This is a genomic window from Scytonema sp. UIC 10036 (assembly GCF_009725235.1).
The window spans coordinates 20,302-40,187 of record NZ_WJFC01000116.1 but is presented as its reverse complement, the minus strand read 5'-3'; the positions used below and the strand labels follow the sequence as shown (position 1 = coordinate 40,187).

Genomic DNA, 19,886 nt, shown 5'->3' with positions numbered 1-19,886 from the left:
ATTTTAGTTATGTATATCTTTAAAAATATTTTTACCCCTAGCAGCTTTATCAAGGCTACACTCGAAATGTTAAGGAAAAATTTGGAATTTCCTGAGTATTGTAAAATAAGTTAATAATTCCAGGTAACACAAGATAAATATTTATCCGTCCTGGTCAAGCAGTCAGTTCAAAATATACAACGTACCAAGCAAAAGGGGGAAACAACTGTGGAAGACAACAATCAAGGTCAGAATGGGAACGCAGAGCAAGTTGAAAAAAATGGTGATAAGCCAGTGAAGTTAGAATCACCAGGTACACTAGAAGTACGTAACACACTAGCAATTTCTGGAATCCGTCCTGTGACTGCTAGTAATTTGCAAGTTGTAGAAACAAGAAATTTGATGGGCGTGCGTCCTATTGGCGCACATACATTTGAAATTGCTGACACTCTCAACCTGTCTGGAGTTCGTCCAATTGGCTCCAGTGAACTAGTTGTTTCTCAAACTTACTCTGTTATGGGCAATCGTCCGGTAGCATCAAATGAAATTGGCGATACTGAAACACTCATGGGTTTTCTTGATTAAACAAAAATAAGTAATATTACATATATTTTTGAACTCGGTTCTTTGCAAAACCGAGTTTTTTCATGGATTGCTGAGTTCTAAAAATGACCACATAAATTAGGGACTTCCAAGAAATAAATTGTCCCAAAAAAATAAGAAACAGCATTTATTTAAAAATGATACTCCCTTCTCTCTACAAGATTCCTTAATTATTTAGTAATATATAATACATAAATGTGAGAAAAGTAAGATTGTGTTTGATTTTTACTCTGTTTTTCAGAGCGATCGCCAAACTTTTCGATCTACTGACATTATTTTAGTACCACTTCTATTTAGGGGTGTTATTTTTCATAAGTTTTTCTATGAGTTCTGGGATGAGTTTTATGAGTTTCATAGACTAAGAGAAAAACTAATATCATAACAATCTGTTTCTCTACGATACGCAAACAAATCCAACTTGGCGGAATGACCTCAATATTTCTGAAGGAGTTTGCAATGACAACCACTATCTCTATATCCTCACGTTCCGGTATGGGCGCTATCCCCTACGATGGGGGTACTGCCTTCCGCGTCTGGGCACCATTTGCTTCAAGTGTTTCCGTAGCAGGCAGTTTCAACAACTGGACTCAAGACGAAAATCCGCTTACGAGTGAAGGCAATGGCTACTGGTACGCCTGATGTACCTAATGCCAAAATCGGCGACGAATACAGATATGCGATCGTCAACTGCGATACCGGCAACACCTACTCAAGGAATGACCCCTACGCTTATTGCAGGTCAATAATGGCTGTAATACAAGTCCCGTAACGATTTCCATCTGATTTTTCAAATAATTTAGCACGCTAATTACGCAAGAACCGAAAGTCCAGGCAATTATTCAGAAGTTGCGCCAACCGATTGAAAAGGCGATCGATTGGGTAATTGACCAAGGTGTTAAAGCTGTTAATAAAGTTGATAAGGATAAGAACAAAGGTAAGGGCAGTAAACCTAGCGATGAGACTAGTGCTGGGCAAGATAATGCACCAATAGAAATATCCGTACACAAAGATAGACGAGTATCCGAAAGACTTTCCCGAACGATCGAAGGAGAAGGATAAGTTGATAGATCTCGCAATGGAAGAAGCCACAAAAAGGTATGGAATAACTCCGGAAATTAATAAAACTAAAGATAATTTATCATGATTGCAACAACAAAAAAGCCGCAACTCAAAACTGAAATAACCCTACACGATTTCTCCCAATCACCCTTAAAAATTTCCCTACTTACCCTAAATCTAACTAAACAAAACGACCAACTCATCGAGTGTCGCCTCACCTTCCAAGTAGATATAGAACTATACGATCGCATCGATACAGATGCATTATTCAATCTCATACCAAATGTGCGAAATCCCCTTTCAACTGAAAAATTTATCCCAGAACAAGACATCAAAATTGAAATCAGCTTAAAACCCGATTGGTTTCCACACTTGGTAAAACATGCTGCTAATAATGATGAAGCTGCAACTTATATCCAGAACTTAAGCGAAAAACAGCCCGCTCATCCAATACTATCTACTGATAGTTGGTTAGCTTTATCTGTCACGCAGCAACAAGAATCAGGCGAAATCGGCTATCGCACTCTTTGGTCTTATATTAGTCCAGCAAATCTTGCTCAAGCAAGCACTTCCAGCAAAGAAATTTCTCAGGGAATTATAAATTTTTTCAAAGACTGGACTGAGGCAAACCTATCTACAAGAACCAAAAAACCCAGCTCCAAAATGCTGGAAGGAATAAGTCATTTCTTAATAGAAGTAGCCGATATTAATCTGGATGAGATCGCTCAGCAAATAGAGGCAAATATCAAAAGACCTTCGACAAGTGAAGCGATTTTTGAGGAAATGGTCAATTTCTTCAAAGCAGACGATTGGTCCTTCATCCAGATTGAAGGACAACCAGTTTTACAAATAGTTTTTCAAGGCGAAAATGGCAAATGGACATGCTACGCCAGCACCAAAATTGAACAGCAGCAATTTATCTTTTACTCACTCTGCTCCGTCAATGCACCAGAAGACAAACGGCTGGCTGTGGCAGAATTCCTGACTAGAGCAAATTCTGGCATGGTTATCGGCAACTTTGAACTAGACTTTGCCAACGGGGAGATTCGGTACAAAACCAGTATAGATGTTCAAGGCGATAGACTCAGTTTTGCACTCATCAAACGCTTAGTTTACGCCAATGTCACGATGATGGATCGATACTTGCCGGGGATTATGTCTGTTATTTATGACGATATGTCGCCAGAGGATGCGTGAAGCGAAGCTATCCCGAAGGGAATCGCGCAAATTGAGGGCTGAGAATTTTTGTAGGTTGGGTTGAGGAACGAAACCCAACCTACGTGGTTTTATTGTTTGAGCTTAACCGACAAGTATTGCATGAGAAGTTTTCGTAAATCAAACAAAGATCGATTCATAAATACGGTTCTGGACTCTCAAAATTCCCTGTTGCTTGACGACTAGCCCCGACAAAAGCAATTCTCTTTCCTCTGAACTATCAACTGCAACAATCTCTCCTTGATGCAAAATTTGTCGATAGAGTTCTAGTAGCCGAACGGATTGTTTGCTATTGAGGAGGCGATCGCGGATGGTTCTCAAATGCTCTGGTTCATCCTGGGATTCCCAATTCTCTATTACCTGAGTTCGCACCAAATTTTCAATCCATTCGGCTTCTCTGTTGGTAGCAATAGGAGATGAAGAATTGCGGATGAGTTTACAGAGCTTTTGGGTCAAAAAAGGCTGACCGCTAGTCCAGGCTAACACTTCTTTTAAGAGTGTTTGAGGATTGCTCACTTTCTTGGTCAATCCCTGAAGTAAAGGTTGCGCTTCATGCTCTTTAAAACCTTCCAATTGAATGGTCTGACCGATGTTAAAGGGCGTTCTTTGGTGGTCAGTAATTAAGTCGCTAGGGGTGGCGACTCCAAAAAGAGCAAAGGTTAAACATCGATACTCTGGATTAATACTACGCTGATTATAGCAGGAGCGAATCAGAGCAAAAAAGTCATTAACTGGGAAATTCAAGCCCAAGACGTTATCAATTTCATCGATAAAAATTATCAGGTTTTTAGAGATAGTGTCATCATTTTGAGCAACTTCAACTAGCAAAACTTCTTCAATAAATTGACTCAACCTCTGAACCGGAGAAATATCTCCTTGCTCTTGCCACCAAGTTTTTAGATTAACCTTTCTTAACAAACCAAAACTTCGCCATAGCTCTACTGTCAATCCTTTGTACCATTGGTCAGGCGTGATGTTTTCGCTACCAATGCGGGTCAGATCGATCGCCCCGCAGCTAAATCCCTCATGCTGGAGATGGTGTATCATGCGTACCATCAGGCTTGATTTGCCCATCTGCCGAGGATTGAGAATGTAACAAAACTCCCCGCCCTTTAACGCTTTGTAGAGATAACGATCTGCTGAGCGCACAACGTAAGTAGGAGCATCCATCGGCAAACTTCCTCCTACTTGATAGTCAAAGGTAGAGGGTTGTTCGGCACTTTTAAGTAACTCGTTTTCAAAGAGCAGTTCGGCTTGGGTGGCTTTGAGAATTTCTAGGGTTTGTGAGAGTTCTTGAGTGCGCTCTTCTACTCTCAGCTCTAGATTTCGGTTATAATCTTCTAACTGTCCGTAGAGACGGGCATTTTCAATGGAGATAGCAGCTTGAGCAGAAAGAATTCTTAAAACTTCAATGCGATCGCTGGTAAATGCATCTGTGGTTAAATTGTTTTCTAAATATAAAATACCGCTTAGTTTGCTTTGATGTAACAAAGGAGTACAGAGAATCGATTTTGGTTGAGTGGCGACGATGTAGGGATCGCGGATAAACTGTTCTTCTTCAGTAGCGTTACTAAGAACTACATTTTCTTGAGTACGGACAACATAGTTAACGATCGCAAGTGGTAGGATAGGTGTCTGGCGATTGCCATCTACAGAGTCAATGGGAAGCGATCGCAGTAGAGTCACGTCATCAGAATCTACTGTCCCTTCAGCTGCGATCGCCCATTTACGATCTTTTTCCAATATCAGAAAGCCTTTTTGAGCACCGCCATTTTCAATTACAGTTTTCATTAACTTAGCCAGCAGTTGGTCTAGTTTAATTTCGCTAGCTAATATTTGAGAGGCTTTGGTAACTGTGACGATATCAAGGGCTTGGGGATTTGTACTAGCAGTAGATTCAGTTGTATTAATACTTTGGTTTTCTTTTCGGTCGTTTATATCCATTAGAAACTGTGGATACTCCAATTCTAAGGCTTGAACTTTGGCTTTTGCACCCCAGCGACTATAACAATGATAAGCATTTCTTAAGTATATTTTCCCTATTTCTTCTCTACCCAGAGAGAGATAAAATTCTGCTGCACGTTCGTAAGCTATGGCTTCTTCGTGGATAAATTCAGATTTTTTAGCACCTTGAATTGCTTTTTCATAAAGTTCTTGAGCTTGCCAATTTTTTCCCAATACTCGCGCTTTCTCTGCTTCTATTAAATCGTATTTGTTTTGAAAATTTGCAGGGCAATGACCAGCCCATACTTTCATATTTTCTTGATTTTCTTCTAGGCATTCTAATATTTGTTTTTGCTCCTCTATAGGGCAATTATAATAATGAGCAATAAAGGAAAGAGAAGAGTAGAAATTGTGTTGTACATTAAATGATACTCCTCCACTAACTGCCAAAACATATTCCTCTGCACATTGACCATTTTCAAAAGCCTTATAGAAGTCTTTTTGAAAATAGGCAACGAACATTTTTGCAAAATAGAAAGCAAAAAGTAACCATTGATTTTTTTGATTAATAAGACGCTCTAGATATAAATCTTCTTCATTCTGAGTATTTGCCAGCAATAAATAGTGTTTATATTGAGCTACATTTCTTAAATTTGCAATAGTATTTCTAACTATTTCTATAAATCTCATCGAATATTCTTGATTTAGTTTTTTGATCAGTTTGGTGTATTCTTTACTATCTTGTAAAAGATTTTCCAGATTACCTCCTCCGAAAAGATTAATATAGCAACAAGATAGAGCTATATAACAAACATACTCATTGTTTCCAGTATTTAAACCTTGCTGTAAATTAGCTAGTAGTTGTTGTTGTGCTACCGAATCGTTGAGCGGCTCTTTCCAATGTCTTATAAATACATAATATAAATATTGAACAAAGGTTTCTAATTTAGGAATCTTGTATTTCTCTATCAATATAATGGACAGTTTTCCAAACTGATATCCAAAATCAATATCTCCCATTACTGCACAAAGAAGCATTCCATAAGCACCATAAACAGCAGCAGATTGAGGAGGGTTATTATAATTCAGACAAATATTCAGTTGAGTTAAAATTATTTCAACAAACAATGAAAAGTTTATCGTCCATGTTGCAGACATAACTGGCTGCAATATTGATATAGCTGATTGTTTATAAGGATCAGTCATTTTTGGTAAATCAGCTAAGTCTTCAATTCTTTTTCCTTGTAGTAGAGACTTTAAAGATTCATGTTCTCGATTAATCCTATTTTTTATTTCACTCTCACTAACAACTTCTTGGGACATCTTTATCCCAAGTTTACCTAAAGCTGCAATAGCAGTGTCAATGGCTTTCTCTGGCTGAAATTGAGCGTAATAAGACAAGATCTTTAATTCATAGACCTTAACTCGATCAAGAATATATTCAACCTTTTGCAGCACGATTGCAGCTAGTTCCTCGATTTGCTCAAACTTAGTATTTAAGTACAGAGCTTCTAAGGTTTCTATATGAAGTTCCAATGTCAATTGATACTGATGCTCCCAACTATTTTTTTCTAGCAATTCTAAACCAGTTTCTAAATACTTTAAGGCTGGTTCATAAGCTGTTGATACTTTTGCTTTTTTACCTGCTTGAAGATTTAATTTAGCTAACTCATCTTTTTCTAATTGCTCACTGATTAAGGTAGACCCTTCATTAAGTTGATTGATGATATCGAAAATATTATTCTGTAACTCATTCTCTTTAATACTTTTCAGTAGTAGACGACCTATTTGTAGATGAGCCTGTTTTTTTTCTTCTTTTGGAATGAGAAAGTAAGCAGCTTGTTGAACTCGGTCATGTAAAAATTTGTAAGGAATATACGTCGAATACTGAGAAGAAGTTTTTGAGCTATTATTTGATAATTCTTCTGGGTTACAAAGCAGAGGAACTTTATAGTTATCGTTTAGAGGAATGATCAAGCCTTCATGTAGAGCAGGCTGTAGTTCTCTAGCAGTTGCTATTGTAGATTTATTGTTGACGATCGAAAGAATTTCTAAATTAAAATGGTTTCCAATACAGGCTGCTAATTTGAGAACCTGTTGCGTTTTCCGATCTAACTTTTCAATTTTACTGACCATCAAGTCAACTACATTATCGGTGATAGACACACTTTCAATTTGCTCTATACTCCATTGCCAATAGGCTTGTTGATTGTCTTTTGGATTAACAAGAGCTTGAGAACGATTAAATACTAATAAATTATTTTGATATAAAGAATAAAGAAGTTGAGTCAGGAAAAAAGGATTGCCTCCAGTTTTTTGGGCAACTAACTCAGCTAAAGGTTGTGAAACTTCCGTTGAGCAAATGAGGGTATCAGCGACTAGTTGATTAATTTGATTAATTTTTAAGGGGGCAAGGATAATATCATTGACTGGAACTTTGGCTTGATTAATTTTTTCTAAAGTGTGTACTAGAGGATGAGTAGGACTAACTTCATTATCTCGATATGCTCCGATTATGAGAAAATATTGATTGTCGGGATATGACATTAATTGTTCAATTAAGTTCAGAGATGGTAAATCTGCCCATTGTAAATCATCAAGAAAAATTACTAAAGGATGTTTTGGTTGACAAAAAATTCCAAAAAATCTTTGAAAAAGTAAATTAAATCGATTTTGGCTTTCAGTCCTGCCTAGCTGTTCAAATGGTGGCTGTTGCCCGATAATTTTTTCGACTTCAGGAATCACATCGATGATAATTTGACCATTATTTCCTAAAGCTTCTAAAATTTTATTTTTCCAAGCTTGTAGTGTTGTTTCCGATTCACTTAGCAGTTTATGAATTAGACCTTGAAAAGCTTGAGAAATAGCAGAATAAGGAATATCTCGCTTTAATTGGTCAAATTTACCACTAATAAACTGCCCTCGTTGGCGTGTAACGGGTTTGTGAATTTCATTGACTAAAGCAGATTTGCCAATGCCTGAATAGCCAGAAATTAGGATCATTTCGGTTGTCCCCTGACTAACTTTCTCAAAAGCTGTTAAAAGTTGAGTGACTTCTTGTTCTCGACCATATAGTTTCTGGGGAATATGAAATTTCTCAGTAATATCTTGACTTCCTAGAGGAAACTGAGAAATTTTTTTTAGAGTCTTTAATTGATTAAGGCAAGTCTCTAAATCAGCTTTAATTCCCCAAGCACTTTGGTATCTTTCCTCAGGGGTTTTAGCTAACAATTTACCAATAATATTAGATACAGCTAAAGGAATATCAGGAATTAGTTCATGAGGTAACAATGGTTGTTGTGCGATATGACAATGAACTAATTCTATTGGATCAGTTGTGTTAAAGGGTAATTGATTTGTTATAAGTTCGTAAAAAGTCACACCAAGGGAATAAAAATCACTGCGATAATCTATCCCTCGATTCATTCTACCTGTCTGTTCTGGGGCAATATAAGCTAAAGTTCCTTCTAGTTGATTAGGGGGACAACTCGTCAGAAATTCTTGGGATAACCGGGTAGAAATGCCAAAGTCAATGATTTTGAGTTGTTCCGTTTGGGAATTGTAGACAATATTTGAAGGGTTAATGTCTTTGTGGATAATGTTAGTAGTATGAATCGCACCTAAACTCTCAGTTATTTTAATTGCAATAGCAAGAAAGTCTTCTAAGCTCAATTGAGATTGGAATATTAATAACTTTAAAGATTGACCTCCAAAGTCTTCTAAAAGCATGACTAAGCTATTCTCATATCGCTCTAAGTCATAAGCTTTAATAACGCCATCTACATTCAAAGAGCGAGTAATTTCATATTCCTGTTTATAACGAGTCAGTTCTGAAGGAGTAGGATAGTTTTTTTTAAGAATTTTAAGAATAACGGGTTTATTATCCGGCTTGAGGATAGCTCGATAAACTAAAGAGTTGGCACTTTCATAAACTTTTTCTGTAAAATAATAATTTATTGCCATAAAACAGACACTGTGTTTTCATCAGAGAATGTATAAGCGAAAACGAATTAAGCAAGGAAGGGAACGAACACCAGCCGCTTAAAACATCCTGACAACAAGTGTTGTTCCCTGTTTACAATAACCAGCTGTCCAATCAACTTATACTGTACTAAGAGGCAAATAAGGGAAGGGGGGAGCGACAAACCTTATTTGGTCACTCACAAATTTGCCGTTTTCTTTAGGGGGGTAGAACGGGAACTCACTGTCTTCCTCTCCGGTCAATGGCATTTCTTTTGCCCGAACCCATCGTTGTATGTCTTCCTGTGTAAGATTAAATTCAGGAGGTTTTGGAGGATACCCTAGAGTGACTTCAGTATAAGGAGGATTTTGGTTTATCCCTGGTTGGGCAATATCTTTCCTAGTAGCGTAATATGTATCCCAAGATAAATCCAATGCATACTCATAAACCATCTCATAATTGCTAAAAATTGGCTCCCAAATCCTTGTCCATTCATTACCATTCTTGTAGTATGCTTGTCCACATAACAAGAGAGACAAAGATATCGAGCTATAACTTACGTACTCACGTTTAATTAAGTAAAGGTCTTGATTTCCTACCTGCGCTGTCATTATTAATTGCTCTAATCCACTAGGATTATTATTGAGAGTTCCTTCATCGTTTACGAAATAAGTATCGAGGGGAAGGTTATAGCTATTTAAAATTTTTCTGGCCAATTTTATCTTAATTTTATCTTCATCTGTCGGTATTTTCTCTTCGTTAAGCCACGTAGCCGCCATACGCTGTGATAGCTCACGAGCTTGCTTTAAAAAACGCGCTGTGGAACGTTGTGCATCCCGAAATTCTCCTGGTATATCAGACAGAAAATCTTCATCAAGACTTGTTCCAATCGAAGGAAACAATGTAGAATCAGAAGAGTTGGGATGAACAAGCATATCTTGTAGATTTTGTTTGGTTCCGTATATTAATTTCGGATGCTCCGAATTCTCCTCAAAGATAAGTATTTGAAACAAGTGATCGGGAATGACCTGAAAATTGCTTTCGCTTTCGTCCTGAGGAGAAGTACCTTCCCCAATAGATAGATTAGATTTTAGAAAATTAATAGAACGGGGTGTAAACTGTACCATAGTTTAACTCCTAATTAACTAAAAGGTTGAATCATTCTAGTAGCTCAGAACTTAGACTAGATTGTAAAAGCGTTTAGGATTATGCCAAACAATCTTGTCTACTATCTCTCGAGATAACTGCATCTCAAGCTCTAAGAATTTTCTAACAACATCTGGCTGATGATTCCAGTGAGGAAAATCTGTGCCAAAAATTAGATTGTCAGAGCCAATATACTCAACAACTTGAGCAAGATAAGGCTCAGAAGGTTCAATGGCAATGTAACATTGACGGCGAAAATACTCTGATGGCGTTAATCTTACCCTATCTTTCACCTCCCAATATAAATTCTTATACTCTTCATCCAGTCGCCATAGCCAATACAGCAACCAACTGCAACCCGACTCTAAAAAAACTACCCTAAGTTGGGGGTGACGTTCTAGGACACCTCCTTCTATTAAGGCTAACAGTGCCATCATCTGTTCCAGTGGGTGAGAGCAAGCATGAAGGGCAAAATGACTATCAAATCTATCTATCCCTATCGTTGGTAAGCGACTGTGGGTTCCCTCATGAATCCCTACTGCCAAATCTAATTCTTCACAAGCTGTCCAAAAAGGTTCGTAGGCGGGATCGCTCAAAGTTCTGCCTTTGACGGGGTTAGGACGTAAAAACACCGCTTTCCAGCCAAAATCGACAATTTTATGCAATTCATGCACCATTTCCTCTGGTGCGTGCTGATTAATTGCTCCTACCCCCTTCAACCTATCTGGATCGTAGCTGCAAAAGTCCTTTAACCAATTGTTATAGGCGCGGGTAAAAGCGCCAGCAACTTCCGGTTGCATAGTATCGATCGCCCAAAGCCACAATCCATAAGTTGGATAAAGGAATGCCACATCGATCCCCATCAGCACCATCTCTTGAAGGTGAGACTTGACATTGTAGCCTTGGAAATAAGCATTAGGATGAGCTTCCATCATCTGCTTATTCGCCTTATCTCGAACTTGCCTAGAGACTTTTTTTACAATGTCTACCCCTTGAATTTTCATGTCTGGTGAGGGGGCAAACTGTTTAAATTCTGGTTCGAGATACTCAGCCCACATACTGGGAGGTTCAATAACGTGGGAATCCGCATCAATAATTGAATATCCTTTGAGCATAATCTGCTGCAATCAATCTGTCTTTTGAGAACAATTCAAGCTGCTCAGTTCGACCATTTGTTGTCTGGCTCAAGTTACCATGAGTCTCTCCGCTTTTCTTTATCTACATTTGATATTAGTTTATCAGAGGTGTCTTCATCTCATAAAACTCATAGAAAAACTCATGAAAAATAACATCTCTAAATAGGGAGAAGTTTACATCCACATCGGAAAAGAATTGAGAGCCGCTTCATTTGCGTCTCTCCTCTTTTAACTTGGCGATCGCTTGCGTTCAGATTTTGTTAAGTCTTCAACCGAATTACCCGACTCTCTACATTGCCATCTACAGTCAACCTGTAAATAAAGATTCCAGGTGGTAAAGATTCCCCCGCATCATTTTTACCGTCCCAGACAACTGATTTTTGACCAGTACTGGGATCTCTTTCATCAACCAGTTTGCGAACATAAGCACCAAACTGATTCCAAATATCGATTGTGACTTTTTGGGCATTCTCCGGTAACGTGTACTCGATATTAACTGATTTCTCAAACTGCGCTGGCGCGTTGGTTGTCAGAAATTTTAAAGGTGCAACCCTCTCCACCTGACGGGCTGTTACTGGTGCAGTAGAATACTTGTAAACAGTCTTACCTGAAGCATAACCGACAGTCACGGGATTACCAAAAAATCGGAAACGATTGATAAATTGTCCGATTTGGTTCGCATCTTGCCAATTTTTACCTCCATCTTTGGTTTCGCTGCTAAAACCTCCTTGAAATTTGGCATCTCCCCAACCACCAACCCAACCGAGGTTCTCATCAACAAATCCTACACCTTCGAGGTTGGCATTTTCTTGAGGATCGTTGATGCGAAGTCTCGTCCAAGTTTTTCCGCCATCTGTTGTCTTGAGAATTGCGCCTTGGTTGAAATTTTCCAGAGAGACAAAACCAACCCTCTCATTGAGAAACTGAATTTTCCAACCCCATTCTCCTAACGGAAAAGAGGAACTAATATCGGCGACTTGGTTTACCCAAGTTTTTCCCCCATCTTCTGTATAGAGAACCACTGGAATTACATCATCGCGACTGGGTTTGGGAATACTATTGTCAGCTTTGCCACCGACAACCCAACCACGATCTGGATTAATAAAATAGTTATCAATCAAAATTGTGGCATATTCGCTCATATCCCACGCAGTCCAAGTTGTCCCACCATCGACGGTTTTCATCATACGGGCAGGGATATCAGCAGGATCGTTGGTACCAGAAGCATAAATGACCGACTCGTTGACGACCGAAAGGCCACAAATCTTTACTGGAGCGTTTTCAGGGAGATTCTCTACAATAGCCCAAGTTTCTCCTGCATCAGTTGTGTGATACAGGCGTTGTTCTTTAGATACTGTTCCAACGCAACCATTTAAGGGGGTCGAAAAACTAACACACCTTAAATAAATTGGTCGCCCGTTAACAATAGGTGTTTGAAATTGTATCTTCCAAGTATCGCCGCCATCGGTGGTTTTGATGATTTGACCGTTACTATTAACTGCCCAACCTACCAGAGGATCGATAAACCAAATATCATCAGTTCTCGAACTAGCGATCGGTGCGTTTGTAGGAAACCATTGTAAGTTTGCAGAATTTGTCATGACAAATATTTCCTCTTGCTTATGGATACAGTATTCGGATTACTGGGGAAAATTACTATCTTTCCACTGCTTGAATAGGTTAATTCTTGCTTCTGTCCAAGGTCCTTCGGGAAGTAAAGGCATAGACATGGAGGATACAGAGTCTAAAATCGCATCTGCATTATTTTTCACCTCATCATAATCACCGAGATTGACGGGAAATCTCGGTTGCGATTTCATATGATCTACATCCATCGGAGAGAATAATTGAGAAATCCCGTTAGTCCATGTTCCCCCATTGGGTTTGAGAGAAATGGTATGGGCGATGTTCTTCAACGACACTGAAACCTCTGTTAAAGCTTGTTGCAATTTAGGATAGGGTTGGGTTCTAGAGTCGTTAATCAGCGCGTCACAAGCTTGGGCAATTTCTTGCAGTCTCTCTTGGAAAAAGATCCAAGCACTAGTCATCTGCGGAAGCAACTGCACATCAGCATAGAATTCAAAACTTGGTCCTGCATTCATGCCTGGAAATCCAACGCCAGCTGGTAATTGAGCGATTGCTTTGGCTAAGGGAGAAACGCCAAAAGGCATGAGATTAATAAACGCACTCTTGAGAACATACATTTGTTCCTCATTCTCGTTAGTATGTGCAAAGAAACGGAGGAGTATTTGCAACATCACCTCATAGAGAGCAACGAAGATCTCTACGACATCGCGACTCAAGGGATCGGTAATGATGTTGGCACCAAGAGTTGTATTATCTTGCTGAAGACTTAAGAGGGGATTTTCAATGACTGGACGAGTCGGTTGAAAATTGGGATCTTTCTGCAACTCTGCTAAATACTCTTCGCGAATTTTGGTGAATTTAGTAAAATGACTGTCATCTCTTTGGGTAGGAGAGCCTTCGCCCTGTACGATAATTAGATCGATCGCTTTTATTGCTGAATCTAAGTCTGTAACCTGGATCATCTCTCTAAAAATCCCCATTGCTTGAGCTTCGAGCGGTCCAATAAATAGTTTTTGACCGATAGTTTGAAAGCCTTGGCGGATTAGTCCGTAGAGTTCTCCAATGGTTTTATACTCAAGTTTTCTCGGAACTAATGGTTGTGGTAGTACTGCTAGAAGTCTTAGCAATTCTTCATCTCTGATTCTCTGACAAAACTGAGTCCAATTTCCTTTTTGTTCCTCAGTATCAAAGTTATTTGGCAATTCAAAACAAATATAGCGGTTCAGCGTGGTTTCATTGAAAGGAGCTAGTTTGAATTGAAGTTTTAAAGATGTATAGGTTTTAGCCTGGGGAAAATTTGCACGTCGAAAATATGGTGCTCCTCCTATGGCTGTGAGCAGATTGCTAGCCAGTGCTAGATGCAGCATTTCCTGTACGGCAATTCCATTAATTGTCCGCCGCCACCTATTAATCTTATTTAATTGAGCTTGAGAAATTCCTTCATCTGTAGATTCTTTTAAACTGAAGGCAGTAAAAAGATATTGGCAGGCAAGGGAATGTTCCAATTCTGATGCTTGGGAGAGAAGATAAAGTAAGTCTTCTCTGGTTTTAACTTGATTGTCTGTACTCATATTGGGTAATAGTTTAAGAAGGAATGGGTAGTGGGTAATCGTATGCAATTAACAATTACCCATTACGAAACAACTATTGAGATCGTTCTTAAACAGATTTAAGATTAGGATGCTAATCCGTAATTCTTGGCTAGATTATCGTTAATACTTATGAGCATCACGTCGCTCCTTGATAGCCTGTAACACTCCATTGCTTACATTTCGATCTGACATTAAAGATTAGGAAAGTTTAGCTTTAATGGTTTTTGCTAAACGCTGTGATAAAGCAGCCAGCGTTAGAGCGGGATTAGCTGCTGGAATAAATGGCCAGACTGATGGATCTGCACAATAGAGGTTATCATAACTTTCAAACTTCAGGTTAGTATCTACCACTCCAGTCCCATCTCCACTCATTCTCAGCGTTCCACCAGCGTGATGAACAGTACCTTCATTCCCATAACCCATTCCTTCGCTTGCTGTAAAAGGAATATTCAATTTACTTAAGATAGCATTACGCATTTGCTGAGCAGCACCAAAGTGAGAAACACCAGTTTGATTCCTCTTGACTTTAACTGATAACTTTTGACCTATACCATTCGAGCGAACAAAGTTATCGTTATCAAGAAAACTAGAGAAGGCAAAGGTTAGCTTGATTCGGGAAGTATCGGGAGCCTGTCGGATGTCATCATCAGGTTTCCGCAGATTCCAATAAACTGGATTAATCAGAATTTCGATATTAAAAGGATGATTGTTAATTGTAGCATCACGCTTAGACATAAACACCTTGGCGTGCTTATCTGGTCCTCCAAAGGGACTACCATCAGGAATTACGTATTCAGCAGAGAAGAAAGCAGGATGATCCGTTAGCCCGACTCCAATTTTGTTATTAGGATCGTTTAAATTACTATTGAGAGCAATTTTAGGGCTTTCCAAAGAACCTGCCGCCAGAACAATTATCTTGCCTTTATATCTTCGGGTAACATTCCCCAATAAATCCTGGCAAACAACAGCTGTGGCTTTTGAACCTACTGTTTCGATTTTTGTCACTAAATGCCCTAAGTTAATTGTTAGATTATCTCGTCCAGTAGTTCCATCGAAAGCCATTGAGGCCAAGAGAATATCTGTAGTAGAAAAAGTTCCTGTTGAACTTTCCAAGACATTTTCAATTATGTTGGCATCACTAATATTTGGCTGATGTCGAGAGTGAGGGAGAGCCTCAACAATCCAATCACCAAAGTTATCAGAAAGCTTACTGACGATACTATCCTGAAAAGGTCCTAATGTCTTTCCTTTTCGCATTAACTTTTCTGCATCAATATACCCGTTTTGAGTTGTGAAAAATTCACGAATCTCAACGGGCCAAAACTGTAATTCCCAATCCCGCATTTGTGGAATTAACCCAGACCAATAGTTAGAGCGACCGCCTAAACTCAAATGTATGCCAAGGATAAAATCAGAGCCCGGTTCGTTATTATAATGTCCCACTTGATGATGCGTTGCTAATCGCGACCAATTCCCAGGAAGATTAGTGATATGGGTGGGAAAAGTCAAGCCACCAGCTTCAAGTACTAATGTTTTAACACCAGAGTCGGATAAGGCATCTGCTAATATTCCGCCACCAATACCAGAACCGATGACAATTACATCATATTCAATATCTTCGCGAGTATTATTAGGAATGCCATCTTGCGCTATTCTAGTAGGGTCAATGTGAAAGTTATCATATCCATGTTTATAACGATTTGGAGCGGAAGGAAATTGAATTTGTGCTTCAGTAAAAAATGCATCATTGCTGGTTGATATATTTTGATTGAAGCCATTCATCCAATAAGCTTGGTCAAGCACAAATTTGAACTCTAGATTGTCAGGATAACTTGACTTTTCTAAAAAGAATTCCCAACCACCAAACCGATAAATTCCGAAAATGTCTTTCGTCCAGCCATCTTTAGTATTGCGTAGAGTCACAAGATGATTGGGAGCATATTGAGTTGTCTCGAAGCGAATTTTCAGCAGTGGTTTTGGTGCTGCTAGTATGGCTCTAGCAACAGATGGTGTTGAAGAATCTGAAGCTTCACCAATAAAAGTTTTATCTGTGCCACTATGATACTGAAAATAATCCATATCTTCTCCGTAATTTTCAGACTTAACTGCTCGACAATAAAGCTTATAACTAAGTGTATTAACTTGCAATTACCTAGTACGGTTAAAAATTTAATATATATTCGCACTCTTCCTCTGATGAACCCAATCTCATACACTCTCAATACTTGTCGGTTAATCCGAAAAATACGAAAACACGTTTGTTGGGTTGAGGAACGAAACCCAACATTTACAGACATTTGTTGGGTTTCACTATCGTTCAACCCAACCTACAATTTCCGAGAGCCCTTGCAGTATTGCATACACTCTAGTCAACAGCCCCAGTCGAATTTAAAGTTTTACTTTCTCCTTCTTCAATCGCAGTGAATTATCTTTGATATTAGTTTTTCTCTTAGCCTCTGAAACTCATAAGACTCATCCCAGAACCCATAGAAAAACTCATGAAAAATAACATCCCTAAGTAAGGAGAACCTCACATCCACATGGGAAAAGAATTGAGTCGCTCTTCTGTCAGTGGTTTTTGCAACCAACCCATCTTCACCGGAACTTCATAAAGCCGTCCCGGCGCTAACCTTTTCCACATATGGCGCATTCCAGGAACAATGACCTTGGCAACTCTCAGTCCAATATCGGGACGAGTCTGATCTAATACCAGCATTTCTAAACCATTGTTCTCAACGATTTGTTGACAGAGCTTGACATCTTTGAGTAAATCGTCACTTGCCATGAAGCGATAATCGCCACTGACTTTAGCAGCAACTCTGTTGTCTGGAACTAAATATGGTCGATCGCTTAAAGTTGCGGTTTTCCACCAATCTACCGCCAAGCGATCGGCTGATGGAGGATATTGAGTACTTCCATTAGCGTTTGCAAATAAAACGTTAGGTAAAATTTGGTTAACTTCAGTCAAGGCTCGACTAATAGCAATCTTGGCATCGAAATGAGCGCCATAACCCAAAACAATATCTTCAAAAGAGCGATCGCTTCTCCGACTAATGGCTGCAAACACAGGAATATTCAGATCGCTGGTAATATCTAAAACCCAAAGTTCCCGATTAATAGTTTGATAATATTGTTTCAGGCTTTGAAAATAAGGCTCGTCGAAACTATCTAAATCCACTTGAGGCTTTTGCAGGGAGTTATACCACCATAACGCGACAGCATCCCGCTCTACTAACTCCATAAACCCTTGTAAAATAGCTTCTTCAAGAGTATTGCCTGCTGCACACCCATTAGAATCAGCCCAACAGTCGGGTTTATAGTCCGGTCGATAGCCATAATAACAGTAAGCCGTTGGTAGATACTTAAATTCCTGGTGGGTTAAAGACCAAACGGGAGTCCAGTCAATAACTCTATCTTCATCAAAAGGTTCGGGGACTTTTTGAAACCAGCCTTGACACTCAACATTCCATTGTTCTCTATTTTGATATTGCTGTTGGCTGAAGTTCATACAAACATTGGGATGGATCGCCTTGTCTCCCATTTGTTGGTAACTGCCTTTTTCTCTAATTTCATCCCCTTGAAACACCCCAGAATATCGCTCGATCGCTTCGCAAAAACCACTAGCCATAGCTTGAGAGTCAGTCCTACCTTTCCCTGCACTTCTACCCCCCAAATTTTGGCGCAAACTAGCTGAATCGTCGAAAATACTGAGAAAATGATGTTTGGCAATGTAATTATGAGTTAATCCATTCCCAGAAATTTTATTGAGTTCTCGCACAACGCCAGTAACGGGGCTAATAAGATGTTGATATTTCCTGAGAGTTTCTTGTGGCGAACAAGAACGATGTCCTCCATCGACGGTAAAGGTTTTCTTTTGGTGTTCTAAAACAACAGGTAGGGGGTTGTTGGTAAACCCATTTACCATATCTCCACAACTAGAACATTGAGGACGCTTAACCAAGCTATGATTTTGAGTTTGCAGTGCGATCGCATCGTAAGCAATCAAATGACTTTCTAATTGTTTATTTTCCCCTTGGACAATCCACTTAAACACCTCTGTGGCTACCATTCCTAATGCAGTTTGTACTGTAGATGGCAAAAATCCCAAAGGAGGAGTTAAAGGGGAAGAAATCTGCTTCTGTCTGTGAATAAACCCTTCAATCGGGCTATTATCTTGCAAACGCTGGGCTAAACAGTTCCAACAACCTGTTTTCTGAGGATTAAATAAAGGACCGATCCAGACTATTGTCCCTAATGGCTTAGCCAGCATCCAGGGAGATTGGGACTTTAAGGCTTGTTGATTGAACTTATCTAGCTCGGGATTGAGATAATCATCGGTTAAAACTACTGTCAAATCACCTTCGTCTGCTACTTGAATTTGGAGAGACTCAAGCACAGCAATGAAGTTTTCAGCAGCAACCGAACCATTAGCTTTTACTGCTACTTTAGTAGATCGCAATCTTTGATGGGCTACTGTGGGAGAAATATTGAGATGATGGCAGAATATGCTTAAGTGCGATGGGAGAGAGTTATCTTCTTGAACAAGATAGCCCTTTTGTTGCATTTTTAATAAAGCATATTGGGCTTTAATACTTACATCAAGAACTTCTTGGAAGAAGGTAGTAGCTGATTGTAAAGATTTTGGAGCTTGCAGTAGTGACTGTTGAATGATGTCAATAATTTCATCAATATTGCGATCGCCATCGATTAAAGCAGCTAAACGACAAGAAAGGCGATCGCTTAACCAGACTTTTTCTCTCTCAGACAACAGAAATACATTGTCTGTTTCTATAGTTTCAACAGAATAACAAGGATTGAATTGGGGTTTATGTTGCATCGATCGTTATTAGTTGTTTGTTTACTCACATCTTGCACCATCAGCTTATTGATAAAACCATAGCCTAAAAAGCCGATTATTTCGTAGGGTGAGCAAAGAAGCGCCCTGTCAAGGTGACTCACAAAATTGTGATTCAGGTGGCAATTCCTCATCTTTTCTCTGGTGCGCTCTGGAGCGTACTCTGCGGTTCAGAAGCGATTTATTTAACCGCAACAGACGCAGAGGACGCAGAGGTAAGAGGTGAGAAAGCTATTAATTTCCTGAAGTTTTGTTCCACCTTGACAGGACGCTTGTGGGCACTGCCCACCTTCGCGTTATTGAGAAGGTGCAAGATATCGATTTACTAATCCCAGTGGAATTCTAGCGCAATACGGTTCAGTTAAGGCTCAAATAGTTGTAAATTATTATTGTTTCCAAAATATCCCGTTAATAATTCGGGGCTAGAAGCTGTTCGCTAAAAACTCTGTATATCTAGGCAAATCTCTGTAGAATTGCGGAGATATTCTGTGATATCGTATTTGTAGTGGCTAAACACATCCGAGGAGTAAGTGAACTGGAGTAAAACGGAGTAATTCGTCTTACTGACTCCGCCATGACTCAACGAGCGAACCAGTTTCAAAGTTACCCGTAAGGGTTTCAGTCCGGTTTCAAATCTGATTTTGTATAATTATTTTTGATTAACTACTCAACATTATTCTCTCATAAGAGTGATAGAATAATGTTAAGCCTTGTAGTACAAGGCTTTTCCAAAAATCTTGATTTCAGCTATTTACTTAGAAAATAAACTCTCAACCCCTGGGCACATCTAAAGTGAGAAAATTGGACTT

General features: G+C 39.1%; 13 protein-coding genes. 6 read left to right on the top strand and 7 right to left on the bottom strand.

All coding sequences use genetic code 11. The annotated features are described in order from the left end of the window. The first annotated feature begins 207 nt into the window (after positions 1–207). From F7734_RS38210 to F7734_RS38195, 5 genes are all read left to right on the top strand, one after another. Entirely contained in the window at positions 208–564 is a 357-nt protein-coding gene (locus F7734_RS38210; protein WP_347566351.1) for a hypothetical protein, read from the top strand. A 474-nt stretch (positions 565–1,038) separates the two neighbouring features. Then, the gene (locus F7734_RS62375) at positions 1,039–1,221 is read left to right on the top strand and encodes a hypothetical protein (RefSeq protein ID WP_207714310.1); all 183 of its coding nucleotides are present in this window, start codon (positions 1,039–1,041) and stop codon (positions 1,219–1,221) included. After that, positions 1,202–1,351 carry a hypothetical protein gene (locus F7734_RS62370; RefSeq protein ID WP_207714309.1) on the top strand — a complete coding sequence of 50 codons (150 nt, stop codon included), beginning with the start codon at positions 1,202–1,204 and terminating at the stop codon, positions 1,349–1,351. The genes F7734_RS62375 and F7734_RS62370 overlap by 20 nt, the downstream gene beginning before the upstream one ends. Before the next feature lie 77 nt (positions 1,352–1,428). Continuing rightward, complete coding sequence (locus tag F7734_RS38200) at positions 1,429–1,641, top strand: hypothetical protein (RefSeq protein ID WP_155749666.1); 213 nt, start codon at positions 1,429–1,431, stop codon at positions 1,639–1,641. Positions 1,642–1,722: 81 nt separating this feature from the next. Further along, positions 1,723–2,838 (top strand): YbjN domain-containing protein, encoded by a 1,116-nt coding sequence (locus F7734_RS38195; RefSeq protein WP_155749665.1) that lies wholly within the window; start codon positions 1,723–1,725, stop codon positions 2,836–2,838. A gap of 138 nt (positions 2,839–2,976) precedes the next feature. Here the strand turns inward: F7734_RS38195 and F7734_RS38190 are convergent, their stop codons facing one another. From F7734_RS38190 to F7734_RS38160, 7 genes are all read right to left on the bottom strand, one after another. Then, on the bottom strand, positions 2,977–8,763 hold the full coding sequence (locus F7734_RS38190; RefSeq protein WP_155749664.1) for an AAA family ATPase: 5,787 nt from the start codon (positions 8,761–8,763) through the stop codon (positions 2,977–2,979). A 138-nt stretch (positions 8,764–8,901) separates the two neighbouring features. Further along, positions 8,902–9,888, bottom strand: a complete 987-nt coding sequence (locus F7734_RS38185; protein ID WP_155749663.1) for a hypothetical protein — start codon at positions 9,886–9,888, stop codon at positions 8,902–8,904. Between the two features lie 51 nt (positions 9,889–9,939). After that, positions 9,940–11,022: an amidohydrolase family protein gene (locus F7734_RS38180; protein ID WP_155749662.1), complete on the bottom strand. Its 1,083-nt coding sequence runs from the start codon at positions 11,020–11,022 to the stop codon at positions 9,940–9,942. 281 nt (positions 11,023–11,303) lie between these two features. Further along, complete coding sequence (locus F7734_RS38175; RefSeq protein ID WP_155749661.1) at positions 11,304–12,644, bottom strand: YCF48-related protein; 1,341 nt, start codon at positions 12,642–12,644, stop codon at positions 11,304–11,306. 39 nt (positions 12,645–12,683) lie between these two features. Next, complete coding sequence (locus tag F7734_RS38170; protein WP_155749660.1) at positions 12,684–14,201, bottom strand: ferritin-like protein; 1,518 nt, start codon at positions 14,199–14,201, stop codon at positions 12,684–12,686. Positions 14,202–14,420: 219 nt separating this feature from the next. Next, on the bottom strand, positions 14,421–16,301 hold the full coding sequence (locus F7734_RS38165) for a GMC oxidoreductase (protein WP_155749659.1): 1,881 nt from the start codon (positions 16,299–16,301) through the stop codon (positions 14,421–14,423). Between the two features lie 451 nt (positions 16,302–16,752). After that, positions 16,753–19,059 carry a TOMM precursor leader peptide-binding protein gene (locus F7734_RS38160; RefSeq protein WP_155749658.1) on the bottom strand — a complete coding sequence of 769 codons (2,307 nt, stop codon included), beginning with the start codon at positions 19,057–19,059 and terminating at the stop codon, positions 16,753–16,755. Positions 19,060–19,172: 113 nt separating this feature from the next. Here F7734_RS38160 and F7734_RS38155 point away from each other — a divergent pair, with 113 nt between their 5' ends. After that, the gene (locus F7734_RS38155) at positions 19,173–19,406 is read left to right on the top strand and encodes a hypothetical protein (protein WP_155749657.1); all 234 of its coding nucleotides are present in this window, start codon (positions 19,173–19,175) and stop codon (positions 19,404–19,406) included. The last annotated feature ends 480 nt before the right edge of the window (positions 19,407–19,886 follow it).